At 67.2% G+C, this 15,978-nt stretch carries 15 protein-coding genes and 1 pseudogene; 12 read left to right on the top strand and 4 right to left on the bottom strand.

Annotated elements, in window-relative coordinates; translation table 11 throughout:
- Positions 1 to 41: 41 nt before the first annotated feature.
- Both hemW and rdgB read right to left on the bottom strand, forming a co-directional pair.
- Positions 42 to 1,190 carry a radical SAM family heme chaperone HemW gene (gene hemW, locus DI526_RS09680; RefSeq protein ID WP_304277033.1) on the bottom strand — a complete coding sequence of 383 codons (1,149 nt, stop codon included), beginning with the start codon at positions 1,188 to 1,190 and terminating at the stop codon, positions 42 to 44.
- On the bottom strand, positions 1,183 to 1,785 hold the full coding sequence (gene rdgB / locus DI526_RS09675; RefSeq protein ID WP_304277032.1) for an RdgB/HAM1 family non-canonical purine NTP pyrophosphatase: 603 nt from the start codon (positions 1,783 to 1,785) through the stop codon (positions 1,183 to 1,185). The genes hemW and rdgB overlap by 8 nt, the downstream gene beginning before the upstream one ends.
- Positions 1,786 to 1,820: 35 nt before the next feature.
- Here rdgB and DI526_RS09670 point away from each other — a divergent pair, with 35 nt between their 5' ends.
- The 4 genes from DI526_RS09670 (at position 1,821) to DI526_RS09655 (ending at position 3,560) form a co-directional block, all read left to right on the top strand.
- Positions 1,821 to 2,414, top strand: coding sequence for a glutathione S-transferase family protein (locus tag DI526_RS09670; RefSeq protein ID WP_304277030.1), 594 nt, complete (start codon positions 1,821 to 1,823; stop codon positions 2,412 to 2,414).
- Positions 2,415 to 2,579: 165 nt separating this feature from the next.
- On the top strand, positions 2,580 to 2,696 hold the full coding sequence (locus DI526_RS09665) for a hypothetical protein (RefSeq protein ID WP_304277028.1): 117 nt from the start codon (positions 2,580 to 2,582) through the stop codon (positions 2,694 to 2,696).
- 82 nt (positions 2,697 to 2,778) lie between these two features.
- Positions 2,779 to 3,312, top strand: a complete 534-nt coding sequence (locus DI526_RS09660; RefSeq protein WP_304277026.1) for a DUF2975 domain-containing protein — start codon at positions 2,779 to 2,781, stop codon at positions 3,310 to 3,312.
- A 17-nt stretch (positions 3,313 to 3,329) separates the two neighbouring features.
- A complete protein-coding gene (locus DI526_RS09655) occupies positions 3,330 to 3,560 on the top strand; it encodes a helix-turn-helix transcriptional regulator (RefSeq protein ID WP_304277024.1) in 231 nt (76 codons plus the stop codon).
- On the opposite strand, the gene DI526_RS09650 is transcribed toward DI526_RS09655, so the two are convergent.
- Together DI526_RS09650 and rph are read right to left on the bottom strand one after the other, a co-directional pair.
- A complete protein-coding gene (locus tag DI526_RS09650) occupies positions 3,557 to 4,534 on the bottom strand; it encodes a S1C family serine protease (protein WP_304277022.1) in 978 nt (325 codons plus the stop codon). The genes DI526_RS09655 and DI526_RS09650 overlap by 4 nt on opposite strands.
- Before the next feature lie 61 nt (positions 4,535 to 4,595).
- Positions 4,596 to 5,312 carry a ribonuclease PH gene (gene rph / locus DI526_RS09645; RefSeq protein ID WP_304277020.1) on the bottom strand — a complete coding sequence of 239 codons (717 nt, stop codon included), beginning with the start codon at positions 5,310 to 5,312 and terminating at the stop codon, positions 4,596 to 4,598.
- A 137-nt stretch (positions 5,313 to 5,449) separates the two neighbouring features.
- Here rph and hrcA point away from each other — a divergent pair, with 137 nt between their 5' ends.
- The 8 genes and pseudogenes from hrcA to DI526_RS09605 all read left to right on the top strand — a co-directional run bounded on the left by hrcA (position 5,450) and on the right by DI526_RS09605 (position 15,804).
- Complete coding sequence (hrcA, locus tag DI526_RS09640; protein WP_304277018.1) at positions 5,450 to 6,526, top strand: heat-inducible transcriptional repressor HrcA; 1,077 nt, start codon at positions 5,450 to 5,452, stop codon at positions 6,524 to 6,526.
- Between the two features lie 12 nt (positions 6,527 to 6,538).
- Positions 6,539 to 7,162, top strand: a complete 624-nt coding sequence (gene grpE, locus DI526_RS09635) for a nucleotide exchange factor GrpE (RefSeq protein WP_304277015.1) — start codon at positions 6,539 to 6,541, stop codon at positions 7,160 to 7,162.
- Positions 7,163 to 7,309: 147 nt separating this feature from the next.
- Positions 7,310 to 8,428, top strand: coding sequence for a DNA polymerase III subunit beta (dnaN, locus tag DI526_RS09630; RefSeq protein ID WP_304277012.1), 1,119 nt, complete (start codon positions 7,310 to 7,312; stop codon positions 8,426 to 8,428).
- Positions 8,429 to 8,493: 65 nt separating this feature from the next.
- Positions 8,494 to 10,428: a S9 family peptidase gene (locus tag DI526_RS09625; protein WP_304277010.1), complete on the top strand. Its 1,935-nt coding sequence runs from the start codon at positions 8,494 to 8,496 to the stop codon at positions 10,426 to 10,428.
- Between the two features lie 81 nt (positions 10,429 to 10,509).
- Positions 10,510 to 10,881 (top strand): VOC family protein, encoded by a 372-nt coding sequence (locus DI526_RS09620; protein ID WP_304277007.1) that lies wholly within the window; start codon positions 10,510 to 10,512, stop codon positions 10,879 to 10,881.
- 45 nt (positions 10,882 to 10,926) lie between these two features.
- Entirely contained in the window at positions 10,927 to 12,090 is a 1,164-nt protein-coding gene (recF, locus tag DI526_RS09615; RefSeq protein ID WP_304277005.1) for a DNA replication/repair protein RecF, read from the top strand.
- Complete coding sequence (gyrB, locus tag DI526_RS09610) at positions 12,087 to 14,552, top strand: DNA topoisomerase (ATP-hydrolyzing) subunit B (RefSeq protein WP_304277001.1); 2,466 nt, start codon at positions 12,087 to 12,089, stop codon at positions 14,550 to 14,552. Before recF ends, gyrB begins: the two co-directional genes overlap by 4 nt.
- 114 nt (positions 14,553 to 14,666) lie before the next feature.
- Positions 14,667 to 15,804: pseudogene (locus DI526_RS09605) on the top strand (methyl-accepting chemotaxis protein).
- The last annotated feature ends 174 nt before the right edge of the window (positions 15,805 to 15,978 follow it).

Below are 15,978 nucleotides of genomic sequence, written 5' to 3'. Positions count from 1 at the left end.
CATCCCTCGGCGGCGCTAAACCATCGCGGGGCGTACTCATATCAGGTCACCAGCAGGCCTGTCAGCCGGTCCAGGACAAGACGTCCGGCGCGCGTCGCCCTTAGGCGAGTGTGATCTTCCACGAGCAGGCCAGCCTCGACCAGATCATGCACCTTGGGCCGGTCATACGTCAGTCCCAGGGCGCTTATTTCAGAGAACGAGACGCCGGCGTCGATGCGCAGGCCCAGCAACAGCCGCTCCTCGGCGGCCTCTTCCGGTGTCAGGATCTCCTTGGCGAAGCCAAATCCGGTCTCCCTGACGGCGGTGGTGTAGTCGGCGATCCCGCGATGGGCGATGGTGGCCGCGCGCCCCTCCGACAGGTTAAGGCGCCCGTGCGCGCCGGGCCCGACGCCGACATAATCGACGCCCCGCCAGTAGACCAGATTGTGGCGCGACCGCGCCGCCTCGCCCCAGGCGTGGTTCGACACCTCGTAGGCGTCGAAGCCCGCCGCTTCCAGAACCTCCTGCGTCGTTTCGAACAGGGTCGCCGCGAGGTCCTCGTCCGGGACTTTCAATGTCCCACGCCCCACCGCCCGATCGAAGGCGGTGCCGGTCTCGATGGTCAGCTGATAGGGCGAAACGTGTTCCGGCCCCGCCGCCAAGGCCTCGGCCAGCTCGGCGCGCCAGGCGGCGTCGGTCTGGCCTGGGCGCGCATAGATCAGGTCGATCGACAGGCGCGGAAAGGTTCGGCGGGCCGTCGCCATGGCCCGTCGCGCCGACCCGGCGTCGTGGTTGCGACCCAGCATCTTTAGGGCTTCGTCGTCGAGCGCCTGGACGCCCAGCGACAAGCGCTGGACGCCAGCGCTGGCCAGGGCCGCGAAGCGATCGGACTCCGCATCCGTGGGGTTGGCTTCCAGGCTGATTTCGAGATCGTCGGCCGGCGACCACAGCCGCTTGGCGGTCTCGATCACGCGGGCGACCTGGACCGGATCCATCAGCGAGGGTGTGCCGCCGCCGAAGAAGATCGACAGCAGCCTGCGATCGCCGGTCAGCGCCCGCTGGGCCTCAAGGTCCGCGACAATGGCGTCGGCCAGCGCCGCTTGCTCCGCGCTTCGCCCTCGGTCGCGCACGACATTGAAGTCGCAATAGGGGCAGATGCGGGCGCAGTAGGGCCAGTGAACATAGACCCCCAGCTCGGCCGGATCACTCAAAAAGCGCCGCCTTCAGCTTGGCGAAGGCCCGGGCGCGGTGGCTCATCGCGTCCTTGGCCGCCGGCTCCATCTCGCCGAAGGTCGTCTGATGACCTTCCGGGACGAAGATGGGATCGTAGCCGAAGCCGCGATCGCCGCGCGGCGGGAAGCTCAGGGCTCCGTCAATACGACCCTCGACGACGACGGCCGGACCGTTCGGCCAAGCCACGGCCAGGGCCGAGGTGAACCAGGCCGAGCGGTCGTCGGACCCGGTCTCTTCGAGCCTCTCCTCGACCTTGCGCATGGCCGCTGCAAAGTCCTTGCCGGGGCCGGCCCAGCGCGCGGAATAGACGCCCGGCGAGCCCCCAAGCGCGGCGACCGACAGGCCGGAATCGTCCGCCAGAGCGACGAGGCCCGAGCGGTCGGCCGCATGGCGCGCCTTCAGCAGGGCGTTGCCGACGAAGGTGCTCTCGGTTTCCTCCGGCTCAGGCAGACCCAGTTGGCCAGCGGTGACAATCTCGAAGCGACCGTCAAGCAGCGCCATGATCTCCGGAACTTTGCCAGGATTGTGGGTGGCGGCCACAAGCTTCATTCCCATCTCAAGCTTCAGCGCCATTCGTCCCTCCGGGGCAAACAAGGAAAACCAGTTCGATGCGGCTCCTTTACTCCGCCCTGTCGCCTTTTGCGCGCAAGGTTCGTGTTTTGGCCTTCGAAAAAGCCCTTGCCGACCGCATGCGCCTGGAGCCCGCCGCCCCCTACCAGGACGAGGCGGTCCGCGTCCTCAACCCACTGAACAAGATCCCGACTCTCGTGACCGACGACGGTGAGGCCGTCTACGACTCGGCGGTGATCTGCGACTATCTCGACGGATTGGCCGAACCGCGCCTGATCCCGCAGGGCCAGCCAGAACGTCGCCGCGCCTTGACGCTGGAAGCCGCCGCGGACGGCTTGGGGGACGCGGCGCTGCTGGTCGTGCGCGAGCGGATGCGCCCCGAGGGCGAGCGCCGGCAGGACGTGTTCGAGCGCCAGCTCAAGGCGATCGCGGCCGCGCTCGACCTGTTCGAAAGCGTCGACCTGACCGTGGATCGTTTCGGGATCGGCGAGATCGCCGTGGCGGTCCAGCTCGGCTATCTGGACGCGCGGAAGGTTGTCGACTGGCGAGAGGAGCGGCCGGCCCTTGCCTCTTGGTTTGAGGACGTCTCAAAACGCCCCTCGATGGTCGCTACCGATCCCAGCGCCAGCTGACTGTGGCGCTTGAGACACGGCCGCGGACGAGCGCGCAACATTACTAGAGTTTAATATCGTTTTTCGATAATCGCGATTGGCGGAACGGAAATCGGCTCCTATTTGTTGATCGTGGCAGGCGCTGGATCGTCGGCGCCCGCCACATCTCTTGAACCGGAAAGCCCCATGTCCGCCGCCCGCCTGTTTCGCCTCGCCGACAAGGTCATCATGACCGCCATCACCGTCGCCCTGATCGCGGCCGTGCCGGTCTCGGTCGTGGCGTTCGTGGCGCAGACGCTCTAGGGGCCAGTCCGGCGGGAGTCTCGCCGTTGACGTTTCCCGCGACGCGGGGCGTTCTGTTCAGCGTCGCTGTCGGGGAGCAGCCATGCGCGCCTTGGGGCCAGGCTCCGTTTCGAGTTTCCTGAAGATCATCCTGGACGTCATCTACGTCGGGCTTTGGATCTTCGTGAGTCTTCTGTCGCTGTTCACGCTGGTCGCGCTGTTGTTCAGCTTCAATCCTGAACTGCTGGCCTCGATGCTGCCGATCAGCGATGCGGTCGAGGCTGTCAGCCGCGACGGCCCGCTGTTCGCGGGCGCCCTAGCCGCCTGGGCGCTGCTTCTGGGCGGCTGGATGGTGATCGTCGAGCGCCTGCGCAAGATCTTCGCGACCCTGACCGCCGGCGACCCCTTCCATCCCGACAATGTCGTGCGCCTGCGTCTGATCGGCCTGGTGCTCGCGGGCCTGGAGGTCGGCCGCTACGTGTTCTCGGGCATGGCCCGCTGGCTGGCCCCCAAGACCAAGGTCATCAACGACAGCTTTACCCTGACCGCCTGGTTCTCGGTCCTTGTCGTGTTCGTGCTGGCCGAGGTGTTCCGTGAGGGCGCGCGCCTTCGCCGTGACGCCGAACTGACGATCTGATCCGGAGCAAGCTTTCGATGCCCGTTCGCGTGAACCTCGACCGCGTGCTGCTGGACCGTCGCATGTCGCTGACGGAGCTTTCCGATCGTGTCGGCGTAACGATCGCCAACCTCTCCATCCTGAAAACCGGCAAGGCGCGGGCGGTGCGCTTCTCGACCCTCGACGCCCTGTGTCGCGAGTTGCAATGCCAGCCGGGCGACATCCTGACCTTCGAGAGCGGCCCGCCCGGCGGCTATGAGGAAGATTAGTTGAGGCGGCGCTTCTTGAGCAGGCTGTTGCGGTCCATGGAGCGCACCTCGACTTCGAAGGCGTCACCCTCGCGCAGGATCTTCAAGGGCGCCGTGACGCCCGCCTCGCCCAAGCTCCAGAGGGCCGTGTAGAACTCGGCGAGGTCCGAGACCGGCTTGCCGTCGACGGCAAGGATCAGGTCGCCGGGCTTGATCTCGGCGCGCGCGGCCGGACCCTTGGGCGAGATCCCCACGACCACAACATGGTTCTCCATTTCCTGGGCGAAGATCCCCAGCCACGGGCGCGGCGGGTGCGGCGAGCGTCCGCGCGCCATGTCGTCCAGGATGGGCGGCAGCAGTTCGGCGGGCACGAACATGTTCAGCGGCCGGGTCTCGCCGGTCTGGTCGCGGCCCTCCAGGGTCAGCGAGCCAAGGCCCACCAGATCGCCCTTGGGTCCGATCAGGGCCGCGCCGCTCCAGTGCGGGTGGGCGGGCGCGGTGATGATCGCCTCGTCCAGCAGATATTCCCAGTAGCCGGCGAAGGGGATGCGGGCCAGGACCTTGCTGGCCAAGGCGTGGGCGCGTCCGCCCGCGCCGGCGGCGATCACCGGCGCGCCGGCCTCCAGGTCCTTGGCGCTGCCCAAGGTGATGACCGGCAAGTCCAGAGGCTCCAGCGCCTGCACCAAGCCTAGGCCCGAGCGGGCGTCCAGGCCCAGCACATGCGCTGGAATGCGGCGACCGTCGTTGCGGGTGAGCACGACGTCTTCCGCCTCGGTTATCAGGTAGGCCATGGTCAACACCAGGCCCGAGGGGCCGATAACCACGCCGTTGCCGACGCGCTCGGTTCCCAGGATCGCGGCGGTGTAGGCGTCGGCCGGGACCTTCGCCTCCAGGGCCACCACGCTGGCCAGGACGTGGTCGAGGTCGAACCGGTAGGCCTCGGCCGACGGACGCAGGCGCGCTTCGACTTCGTAACCTTCGAACGGGGTAGGCACACAGAACTCCTGATCTTTCAGGGTTCGAATCTGGGTCCTGGCGCCTTCCCGGACAAGGGGCCTAACCGCCGATGACCGAGCGCTGCAGAGCGAACAGTTCGCCGATGCCCTTTTCCGCCAGGCCGTAGAGCGCTTCGAACTCGGCGCGCGTGAAGCCACGCTTTTCGCCGGTCGCCTGGATTTCGACGATGTCGCCCGCGTTGGTCAGCACGAAATTGCTGTCAGCCTCGGCGCTGGAGTCTTCCTCGTAGTCGAGGTCCAGCACCGGAGTGTCCTTGAAGACGCCGCACGAGACGGCGGCGACCTGGCCGAGGATCGGATCGGTCTTCAGCACGCCCTCGTCCAGCAGATACTTCGTCGCCAGCCGCAGAGCGACCCAGGCGCCGGTGATAGCGGCGGTGCGGGTGCCGCCGTCGGCCTGGACGACGTCGCAGTCCAGGGTGATCTGGCGCTCGCCCAGGGCTTTCAAGTCGACCACGGCGCGCAGCGAGCGGCCGATCAGGCGCTGGATTTCCTGGGTGCGGCCGCTCTGCTTCCCGGCGGCGGCTTCCCGGCGGCCGCGGCTGTGGGTGGCCCGCGGCAGCATGCCGTACTCGGCGGTGACCCAGCCCTGGCCCTTGTTGCGCAGCCAGCCCGGAAGATTCTCCTCGACCGTGGCGGTGACCAGCACCTTGGTGTGGCCGAACGAAATCAGGCACGAGCCTTCGGCGTAGCGGTTGACGCCGGTTTCCAGCGTGACGGCGCGCATCTGGTCGGGGGCGCGTTCGGACGGACGCATGGGAAACTCCGGGGTTTGAATAGGTTGATGGGGCCGCTTATCCTATTGCTGGCGGAACTTGAAAGGGGCCGACTTCTTTTGTTCGCTGACCGGGTCTCAAACGACACGACTCAAGAGGGCAGGCTCGGGATGACGCCATGACGCAGCTGTTCCCAGGGCCGATCGTCCGCGCGCCGGGGCTTACCGAGCTGGACGCCCGCGCTCGCGACATTTTCCGGCGGGTCGTGGAGTCGTATCTCGAGACCGGCGAGCCCGTGGGTTCGCGGACGATCTCCAAGGGCGGCGTGGCGCTGTCGCCCGCCTCGATCCGAAACACCATGCAGGATCTCGCGCAGCTCGGGCTGCTGGACGCGCCCCACACCAGCGCGGGGCGGATGCCGACCCACGCCGGCCTGCGAATGTTCGTCGATGGCTTCCTGGAGGTGGGCGACATCGCCGAGGCCGAGAAGCGGGCGATCGAGGCGCGGCTAGCGGTCAAGGGGCGCTCGTTCGAGGAGGCCCTGGCCGAGGCTTCGGCGGTGCTCTCGGGGCTGGCGGGCGGCGCGGGCATCGTCGTCACGCCGGTCCGCGAGGGCGGGGTCAAGCACGTCGAGTTCGTGCCGCTGGGCGGCGGCCAGGTTCTGGCGGTCATGGTGTTCGAGGATGGCCAAGTCGAAAACCGCCTGATGCGGCAAGCGCCCGGCGTGACGCCTTCGGCTCTGCAGGAAGCCAGCAATTTCCTCAATGCTCGCCTGCGCGGTCGCACCCTCAGCGAGGCGCGGGTCGAAATGGGCGCTGAGTTGGACACTGCGCGCCGCCAGCTGGACGAGACCGCCGCTCGTCTGGTCGAGGAGGGCCTCGCGGCTTGGAGCGGCGGCGAGGGCGACGCCCGCTCTCTGATCGTCCGTGGGCAAGCCAACCTGCTGGCCGACGCAAGGGCTCGCGAGGACATCGACCGGGTGCGCCAGCTGTTCGACGATCTCGAGCAAAAAGGACAGCTGATCGGCCTGCTCGACGACGTCCGCGACGCCGAGGGCGTGCGCATCTATATCGGGGCCGAGACTCGGCTCTTTTCGCTTTCGGGTTCCTCCGTGATCGCGGCGCCCTATATGACTGGCCGACAGAAGGTGCTGGGCGCGATCGGCGTGATCGGTCCCGCCCGCTTGAACTACGCCCGTGTCATCCCGTTGGTGGACTACACCGCCCGGGTGCTCGGGCGCATGATGGATGGATAAGGACCTTAAGAGATGACCGACGACCAAACGCCGGCTGAAGACACGATGTTCGAGACCGAAGACCTCGCCCAAGAGGTCGAGGCCCTGAAGGCCGAGGTCGCCGCCCTCAAGGAGCAGGCGCTTCGCTACGCCGCCGAGGCCGAGAACACCAAGCGCCGCGCGGAGCGCGAGATGAACGACGCGCGCGCCTATGCGATCCAGAAGTTCGCGCGCGACCTGCTGGGCGCCGCCGACAACCTGGCCCGCGCCACCGCCCACAGCCCGCGCGATTCGGCCGATCCGGTGGTGAAGAACTTCGTTATCGGCGTCGAAATGACCGAGAAGGAGCTGCTGACCGCCTTCGAGCGCAACGGCTTGAAGAAGATCGACCCGGCCAAGGGCGAGAAGTTCGATCCGCACCTCCATCAGGCGATGATGGAGCAGCCTTCGGACGAAGTCGCCGCGGGCGGCGTCGTGGCGGTTCTGCAGGCGGGCTACGAGCTGATGGGCCGCCTGGTCCGCCCGGCCATGGTGGCGGTGGCCGCCAAGGGTTCGACCGGCCCGGCGGCCTCCGAGGCCTCCGCCGCCGCCAACCCCTACGCCGACGCGGCGGCCGACGCCGACGGTTCGGGCGGCTCGTTCGACACCAAGGCCTGAGCCCGTCGAATTTTGCCTTCGGGGGCGCGCAAATGACGGGCGCGCCCCCTTTCCCCCTTCGCGCTTTGCGATAATGTCGGCGGTCCATTCACCACGGGGGTAGCGGGCGATTCTGAAATCGGACGCCCGTACGATCTGGACCGCACTATGAAGCTTACCATCGAACGGGCGGCGCTCCTTAAGGCGCTGGGGCATGTGCAGAGCGTCGTGGAGCGGCGCAACACCATCCCGATCCTGTCGAATATCCTGTTGTCCGCCGAACGTGACCAGCTGTCGTTCTCGGCGACCGACCTGGACATGGAGATCATCGACGAGGGCCTGGCCCAGATCGACGTGCCCGGCCAGATCACGGCGCCGGCCCACACCCTGTACGAGATCGTCCGCAAGCTGCCCGACGGCGCCGACGTGTCGTTGAGCTTCAGCGGCGATGATCCGCGCCTGGTCATCCAGGCCGGCCGCTCGCGCTTCAACCTGCCGGTGCTGCCGGCCGGCGACTTCCCGGTGATGAGCAGCGACGGCCTGTCGAGCCGCATCGCCGTCGACACCAACGAATTGATCCGCCTGATCGACAAGACGCGTTTCGCGATCTCGACCGAAGAGACCCGCTACTACCTGAACGGTCTTTATCTCCACACCGTCAATGACGGCGGCGAGACCAAGCTGCGCGCCGTGGCCACCGACGGCCACCGCCTGGCGCTGGCCGAAATGCCGGCGCCGGAGGGCGCGGTTGGCCTGCCGGGCGTGATCGTGCCGCGCAAGACCATCGCCGAGGCCCGCCGCCTGATGGAATCGGCCGGCGAGACGGTTGATTTGCAGGTCTCGCCGCAGAAGGTCCGCTTCGAGTTCGGGGCCGCCGCCCTGACCTCCAAGGTGATCGACGGCGCCTTCCCCGACTACATGCGCGTGATCCCGCGCGACAACGCCAAGATCCTGACGCTCGACAACGACCTGTTCGCCAAGGCCGTCGATCGCGTGGCCACGATCTCGGCCGAGAAGAGCCGCTCGGTGAAGCTGGCGGTCGAGCCGGGGCGCATCACCCTGACCGTCCGCAACATGGAAGCCGGCCAAGCCGTCGAAGAGGTCGAGGTCGACTACGACGGCGAGCCCTTCGAGATCGGCTTCAACGCCCGCTACCTGCTCGACGTCTGCGGCCAGATCGCCGGCCCGCAGGCCGAGTTCCGCTTCGCCGACCCGGCCAGCCCGACCCTGGTGGTCGACCCGGTCGACCCCGGCGTCAAGTACGTCCTGATGCCGCTGCGGGTCTAATCCGCGATTTTCGAGTGATGACGAACGGGCGCTTTGGGCGCCCGTTCCGCTGTTTGGGGGTCCGTATGAACAAGCTGCTCGCCACGTCCGTCGCCGTCCTGGCCCTCGCCGCCGCCGCGCCCGCCCTGAGCCAGGCGCAGGCGATCGAGCGCCGTGAGATCGGCAACCAGATCCTGGAGAACGTGCCGGTGGCCCCGGCCTCGATCAGGGAGGGGCTGGCCAAGTACCAGAACGCCCGCTCGGCCGGCTTCGTGGACTGGGCTCCGGGGGGCGGCATTCTGATCAGCACCCGCTTTGGCAACACCAACCAGCTGCACCGCGTCGCCGCCCCGGGCGCGGACCGCAGCCAGATCACCTTCTATGAAGAGCCGGTCGGCGGGGCCAGCGCCCTGCCCACGGGCCAGATCCTTTTCTCCAAGGACACCGGCGGGGACGAGTGGTTCCAGTTGTTCCTACTCGGCCCTGACGGCAAGACGATCCAGCTCACCGAGCCGAGCACGCGCAATCAGTCGCCGGCCCGCTCGCAGGACGGCGCGACGATCGTCTGGGCGAAGGCCGTCAAGGGCTCGGCCGACTACGACATCCTGATGCGCGACGCCTCGGGCGCGACCAGGGTGATCTACAAGGGCCAGGGCCAGGTGTCGCCGGAGGCGGTGTCGCCCGATGGCAAGACCGTCCTGCTCGGCCGTTACTTCTCGATCAGCGAGTCCAAGCGCTGGCTGCTCGACGTGGCCAGCGGCAAGCTGACCGAGCTGAACCCGTCCAAGTCCAAGATTTCCTATTCCGGTGGCGTGTTCACGCCCGACGGCAAGAGCGTCTTGATGCTATCGGACGAGGGCTCGGATTTCACCCGCCTCGTGCAGTACGATTTGGCCACGGGCCAGAAGACCATCGTGTCAGGCGAGCGCCCCTGGGACATCGAGAGCTTCACCCTGTCGGACGACGGCCGCGTCCTGGCCTATTCGTTCAACGAGGACGGCTATTCCAAGCTGGTGGTGCAGGACTTCCGCACCCGCCGCGCCCTGCCGCAGCCCCAGCTGCCGGCCGGAGTCGTCTCGGGCCTGGCCTTCTCGCCGGACGGTGCGCGCCTGGGCTTCAGCCTAGCCTCGCCGACGGCGGCCAGCGACGCCTGGAGTTGGGGCGTTCTGGACGGCAAGCTGGAGCGCTGGACGGCCTCGGAGCTGGGCGGCCTTGATCCCAAGGCGCTGGCGACGCCGGAGCTGGTCCGTTTCCCGTCCTTCGACAAGCGCTCGATCCCGGCCTTCGTCTACAAGCCCAAGCTGGCCGCAGGCCAGAAGGCGCCGGTGATCATCAGCATCCACGGCGGCCCCGAGGGTCAGTCGCGTCCGACCTTCGACACCTTCAGCCAGCACGCGGTCGCCGAGCTGGGCGCGGCGGTGATCGTGCCCAATGTCCGCGGCTCCACCGGCTACGGCAAGACCTTCCACTCCCTCGACAACGCCGAGAAGCGCGAGGACTCGGTCAAGGACATCGGCGCGCTGCTGGACTGGATCAAGACCCAGCCCGACCTCGATCCCAGCCGGGTGGTGGTCTATGGCGGCTCGTACGGCGGCTACATGTCCCTGGCGGTCATGACCCACTATTCGGACCGCATGGCCGGCGGCATCGAGATGTTCGGCATCTCCAACTTCGTGTCGTTCCTGCAGAACACCGAGGCCTACCGCCGCGACCTGCGCCGCGCCGAATATGGCGACGAGCGGGACCCGAAGATGCTGAAGGCCTTCGAGACCATTTCGCCGATGAACAACGTCCAGAAGATCACCAAGCCGATGCTGGTGATGCAGGGCTGGAACGATCCCCGCGTGCCCAAGTCGGAGTCAGACCAGGTCGTCGCCAAGCTGCGCGGCCAAGGCGTGGAGACCTGGTACGTGCAGTTCAAGGACGAGGGCCACGGCTTCCGCAAGAAGGTCAACAGCGACCGTCGCCGCGAGGTCGAGGTGCAGTTCCTGCAGAAGGTGTGGGGTCTGCCGTCGCGATAGAGCCTCGTCGCTAGCGTTCTAGTCGTTGCCACCAGCGAAAGTCGCGCTAAGGTCCGTTGCGTATAAAAACGGGAGGTGGCGATGGCCAAGGTGAACTACGTGACGGTCGGCTCCAACGACCTTGAAAAGGCGAAGGCGTTCTACGACGCTCTGCTCGGATCGATCGGGTTCAAGCCGCTTTTCGATCACCCCTCCGGCGGTCGCCTCTATCGGGGCGACGGTTGCATGTTCGGGGTTCTGGGCCCGTATGACGGCAATCCCGCCTGCGTCGGCAACGGCATGATGGGCGGCTTTGCGTTCGATACGGTCGAGGAGGTCGACGCCTTCCACGCCAAGGCCCTTGAGCTTGGCGGCGCGGACGAGGGCGCGCCTGGAGCCCGTATGCCCAAGGCCTATTTCGCCTATTTCCGCGACCTGGATGGCAACAAGCTGTGTGGGTACAAGCTGGGCTGAACGCCCCCTGTAGCCTCGGCCGACGACACCGCTTAAGAACGCGGCATGGCGTCGGCCGCACTGCTTTCCCTGACCCTGACGGATTTCCGGTCGTACGACCGCGCCCGGCTCGAGACCGGCGGGCGCAGCGTCTATCTGTTCGGGCCCAATGGCGCGGGGAAGACCAACCTTCTCGAGGCCATCAGCCTTCTGACGCCCGGCAAGGGGTTGCGGGGCGCGAGCCTTGGCGAGGTTGGCCGGCGCTTGCCGGGCGAGGCGATCGGTCGGCCTTGGGCCGTGGCCGCCGAGGTCGAGAGCGGCGCTGACGAGCCCGCGCGGATCGGCACGGGCGTCGAGCAGGGTGGCGCCAGTCGGCGAACCGTGCGCCTCGACGGCGAGACCGTGTCGCCGGGGCGTCTGGCCGACCATGTCCGGCCAATCTGGCTGACGCCCGCCCAAGATCGTTTGTTCCTTGAGGCGGCGTCGGAGCGTCGGCGTTTTTTCGACCGGCTCGTCTTCGCCGGTGAGCCGTCGCACGCCGCCAACGCCAACGCCTACGACAAGGCCCAGCGCGAGCGGATGCGCCTCCTGACCGAGGCCGCCGATCGCGGCGAGCCGCCGGACGCCACCTGGCTCAACGCGTTGGAGGCGCGGCTTGCCGAGAGCGGGGCTCTGTTGGCCCAGGCGCGGGCGCGGACGCTGCAGGCGCTCCAGGCCGAGATCGATGGGCGTGGGGACCGGCCGTTCCCGCAGGCGCGCCTGACGCTGACGGGGGAGTGGGAAAAGCTGGCGCTGGATGATGCGCCCTTCGCGCTGATTGAGGAGAAGCTCGCTAGCGCGCTGAGCGCCGCCCGCACCCGCGACGCCGCCGCCGGCCGCGCCTTGACCGGCCCTCATCGCGGCGATCTGGCGATCTTCCATGTCGAGAAGGACCGTCCGGCGGCGGAATGCTCGACCGGAGAGCAGAAGGCCCTGATTTTGAACCTCGTTTTGGCCCAGGCCGCGCGACTTTCGCGTGCGGAATCCGCGCCGAATCCTGTAATATTGCTCGACGAAGTCGCCGCGCATCTCGATCTTGCCAGACGAGCCGCATTGGCCGACGAACTCACGGCGCTCAAGCTCCAGGCCTTCCTTACCGGCACGGACGAGTCGCTGTTCGACCATCTCAAGGGTCGGGCTCTAGGCGTTCGCGTGGGCGACGCCGGCCTGACCGCTCTGGAAGACGAATGACCGAGAATACCGAAGACCAAGTTCCAGACGTGTCGAGCCCGGAAATGACGACCGAGGAAGCCGCCGCCCAGTACGGCGCGGACTCGATCAAGGTCCTGAAGGGTCTGGACGCCGTTCGCAAGCGTCCTGGGATGTACATCGGGGACACCGATGACGGCTCGGGCCTGCACCACATGGTCTATGAGGTTGTCGACAACGCCATCGACGAGGCCCTGGCCGGTCACGCGACCAAGGTCCAAGTGATCCTGAACGCCGACGGCTCGGTCACGGTCACCGACGACGGCCGAGGCATCCCGGTCGGCATCCACGAGGAAGAAGGCGTCTCGGCGGCGGAGGTCATCATGACCCAGCTGCACGCCGGCGGTAAGTTCGACCAGAACAGCTACAAGGTCTCGGGCGGCCTGCACGGCGTGGGCGTCTCTGTCGTCAACGCGCTGTCTGACTGGTTGGAACTTTTGATCCACCGCGACGGCAAGGTTCACCAGATGCGCTTCGAGCGCGGCGATGCGGTGACCTCGCTGAAGGTCACCGGTGACTCGCCGGTGCGCGAGGACGGGCCCAAGGCGGGCGAGACTCTGACTGGCACCGAGGTGACGTTCTTCCCGTCCAAGGACACTTTCGCCTTCATCGAGTTCGACCGGAAGACGCTCGAACACCGTCTGCGCGAACTGGCCTTCCTGAACTCGGGCGTCACCATCTGGTTCAAGGACCATCGCGACGCTGAGCCTTGGGAGGAGAAGCTCCATTACGAAGGCGGCATCGAAGCCTTCGTTCGGCACTTGGACAAGGTCAAGACCCCGCTGCTGAAGGCACCGATCACGGTGCGCGGGGTGAAGGACAAGGTCGAGGTCGACCTCGCTATGTGGTGGAATGACAGCTATCACGAGCAGATGCTGTGCTTCACCAACAACATCCCCCAGCGGGATGGCGGCACGCACCTTTCGGCCTTCCGCGCGGCCCTGACGCGGATCATCACCAACTACGCCGAAAGCTCGGGCATCCTGAAGAAGGAAAAGGTCAACCTCGGCGGCGAAGACGCCCGCGAAGGCCTGACCTGCGTCCTGTCGGTCAAGGTGCCGGACCCGAAGTTCAGCTCCCAGACAAAGGACAAGCTGGTTTCGTCCGAAGTTCGCCCGGCCGTGGAAGGCCTGGTGTCGGAGGGGCTCTCGACATGGTTCGAGGAACACCCCAACGAGGCCAAGGCCATCGTCTCGAAGATCGCCGAGGCCGCCGCCGCCCGCGAGGCCGCCCGCAAGGCGCGCGAACTGACCCGTCGCAAGAGCGCGCTCGACATCACCAGCCTGCCCGGCAAGCTGGCCGACTGTTCCGAACGCGATCCGGCCAAGTCCGAGATCTTCATCGTCGAGGGTGACTCGGCCGGCGGCTCGGCCAAGCAGGCCCGCAACCGAGACAACCAGGCCGTCCTGCCCCTGCGCGGCAAGATCCTGAACGTCGAGCGCGCCCGTTTCGACAAGATGCTGTCGTCCGACCAGATCGGCACGCTGATCACCGCCCTGGGGGCGGGCATCGGCCGCGACGACTTCAACCCGGACAAGGTGCGCTACCACAAGATCGTGCTGATGACCGACGCCGACGTCGACGGCGCTCACATCCGCACCTTGCTGCTGACCTTCTTCTACCGGCAGATGCCGGAGCTGATCGAGCGCGGCTACATCTACATCGCCCAGCCGCCGCTCTACAAAGCCAGCAAGGGCAAGTCGTCGCGCTACCTGAAGGATGACGCCGAGATGGACGCCTTCCTGGTGGACGAAGGCGTCGACGGCGCCGAGCTCGACCTGGCGACGGGCGAGCGCCTGATCGGCCAGGACCTGCTGGCCCTCGTCCAGACCTGCCGCTCGGCCAAGGGCAATATCGATCGCCTGGCCGCCCGCGCGCCGGCGACCGCCATCGAGCAGGCGGCCCTGGCCGGCCTGCTGGGCGACGACGCCGATCCCGCGGCGGCCGCCAAGCGGCTCGATCTCTACGCCGAAGAGGGTGATGGGCCCTGGAGCGGCGAGCGCGGCGACACGGGCTTTGTGTTCAGCCGGGTGCGGCGCGGAGTGTCGGAGCGGGTCGTGCTCGACGACGTTCTGCTCAACGCCGCCGACGCCCGTCGCCTCGCCGAGCGCGCGGTCAAGCTGGCTGAGGTGTTCTCCGGTCGGGCCGTCTTCCGCCGTAAGGACAAGTCGACCACCATTCGCGGGCCGCTCGACCTGGTGAACGCGGTGCTCGACGCCGGGCGCAAGGGCCTGGCGATCCAGCGCTACAAGGGTCTGGGCGAGATGAACCCGGAACAGCTGTGGGAAACCACGCTGGACGCCGAGGCCCGCACCCTGCTGCAGGTCCGAGTCAACCACGCCGACGACGCCGACGACATGTTCAGCCGCCTGATGGGGGATCTCGTCGAGCCGCGTCGCGAGTTCATCCAGGAGAACGCGCTGGACGCCGAGGTGGACGTCTAGGGCCTAGACGATTGTTTTCCGATCGCCGGGCGCCCGTTTTCGGAGCGTTCCGGCGTTTTCGCACCGCTGAGGCGATCGGAACCGCCCGCGCCCTTTCCACGCCATCGCGTGACGATGACGACCGCGTCATCTTCTTGAGCGGGGTGATTCGCTTAAGCGTATGCGTGGGAGTGCGTCAGTCATGGAACAAGACTCCAGTTTTCGTCCGGAACGGATCCTGGACTTGTCCGAACGGCTTTCGAGCGTAGCGGGCGAGAAGATTGGCGAGATCGCCAGGGTCAACCGCGCCGCCAAGATGCTTGCAATCAACGCCCTGATCGTCGCGGCGCGGGCGGGCGAGGCCGGCAAGGGCTTCGCGATCGTCGCCGAAGAGTTCAAGAAGATCTCCACGGAGATCGACGCCGTCGCCGCGGCGCTCGAAAGCCAGGTCCGCGCCGATCTCGACGATCTGTCGGCCATCGGCGGGGCGATCCTCGGGCACATGCGTGGGCAAAGACTGGCTGACCTGGCGCTCAACGCCATCGAGATCGTCGACCGAAATCTCTACGAGCGGACCTGCGACGTGCGCTGGTGGGCTACCGACTCGGCCGTGGTGGCTTGTCTGGCCGAAGGCGACGACACAGCGGCGCGGCGGTACGCCAGCGAGCGCCTGGGCGTGATCCTCGACGCCTACACGGTCTATCTCGATCTCTGGATCTGCGACAGCAAGGGGCGCGTGGTCGCCAACGGTCGGCCGAGCCGCTATCCTGGCGTTGTCGGCCGCTCGGTGGCCGACGCCAAGTGGTTCCAGGACGGTTTGCGCACGGCCTCTGGAGACGACTTCGTGGCTTGCGACATCGAGCGTTGCGGCCCGCTCGGCGATGCGCCTGTAGCCACCTACGCCACCGCCATCCGCGCGGGCGGACAGTCGAAAGGACAGGTGCTCGGCGTACTCGGCGTGCACTTCGACTGGCGTCCGCAGGCCCAGGCTGTCGTGGACGGCGTGCGCCTGACGCCGGAGGAGCGCGAACGCTCCCGGGTGATGCTGCTGGACCAGAAGGGGCGCGTCCTGGCGTCGTCTGACGGCAAGGGCGTCCTGGGGGAGACCTTTCCCCTGGACGTATCGAGCGGTCCGATGGGGAGCTACGCGAACGGAGACGTTACGGTCGGCTACGCCCTGACGCCCGGCTACGAGACCTATGCCGGCCTCGGCTGGTACGGCTGCATCGTCCAGCGACAGCAAGGCCAGAACGACGCGAGCGTCGCCGCCTGACCGCGTCGGCGCAATGAAGCGCGCCGTGATCAAAGTCACATTATGGCCGCCTGATTTCTGCGATCCATGGCGCTAGTCGGGGTGTGCGTTGGCGTCTAAAGCGACGACGAGACAACTGAAGCGAGATTTTTGATGTTCTCCGCGCCGCGCGCCGACCTTGTTCCGAATACCGCC

Source organism: Caulobacter segnis, assembly GCF_003243465.1.
In the GTDB taxonomy this organism is placed as follows: Bacteria; Pseudomonadota; Alphaproteobacteria; order Caulobacterales; family Caulobacteraceae; genus Caulobacter; species Caulobacter segnis_A.
The sequence above is the reverse complement of the archived record's forward strand: the minus strand, read 5'-3'. Positions and strand labels throughout refer to the sequence as shown.

What these genes read in the sequence shown, in the direction of transcription:
- hrcA (WP_304277018.1), top strand. Translation starts at nt 5,450, where the DNA reads ATGACGCAGCTGTTCCCAGGGCCGATCGTCCGCGCGCCGGGGCTTACC.
- DI526_RS09620 (WP_304277007.1), top strand. Translation starts at nt 10,510, where the DNA reads ATGGCCAAGGTGAACTACGTGACGGTCGGCTCCAACGACCTTGAAAAG.
- DI526_RS09660 (WP_304277026.1), top strand. Translation starts at nt 2,779, where the DNA reads ATGCGCGCCTTGGGGCCAGGCTCCGTTTCGAGTTTCCTGAAGATCATC.
- rph (WP_304277020.1), bottom strand. Translation starts at nt 5,312, where the DNA reads ATGCGTCCGTCCGAACGCGCCCCCGACCAGATGCGCGCCGTCACGCTG.
- DI526_RS09625 (WP_304277010.1), top strand. Translation starts at nt 8,494, where the DNA reads ATGAACAAGCTGCTCGCCACGTCCGTCGCCGTCCTGGCCCTCGCCGCC.
- recF (WP_304277005.1), top strand. Translation starts at nt 10,927, where the DNA reads ATGGCGTCGGCCGCACTGCTTTCCCTGACCCTGACGGATTTCCGGTCG.
- dnaN (WP_304277012.1), top strand. Translation starts at nt 7,310, where the DNA reads ATGAAGCTTACCATCGAACGGGCGGCGCTCCTTAAGGCGCTGGGGCAT.
- DI526_RS09670 (WP_304277030.1), top strand. Translation starts at nt 1,821, where the DNA reads ATGCGGCTCCTTTACTCCGCCCTGTCGCCTTTTGCGCGCAAGGTTCGT.
- DI526_RS09665 (WP_304277028.1), top strand. Translation starts at nt 2,580, where the DNA reads ATGTCCGCCGCCCGCCTGTTTCGCCTCGCCGACAAGGTCATCATGACC.
- gyrB (WP_304277001.1), top strand. Translation starts at nt 12,087, where the DNA reads ATGACCGAGAATACCGAAGACCAAGTTCCAGACGTGTCGAGCCCGGAA.
- DI526_RS09655 (WP_304277024.1), top strand. Translation starts at nt 3,330, where the DNA reads ATGCCCGTTCGCGTGAACCTCGACCGCGTGCTGCTGGACCGTCGCATG.
- rdgB (WP_304277032.1), bottom strand. Translation starts at nt 1,785, where the DNA reads ATGGCGCTGAAGCTTGAGATGGGAATGAAGCTTGTGGCCGCCACCCAC.
- grpE (WP_304277015.1), top strand. Translation starts at nt 6,539, where the DNA reads ATGACCGACGACCAAACGCCGGCTGAAGACACGATGTTCGAGACCGAA.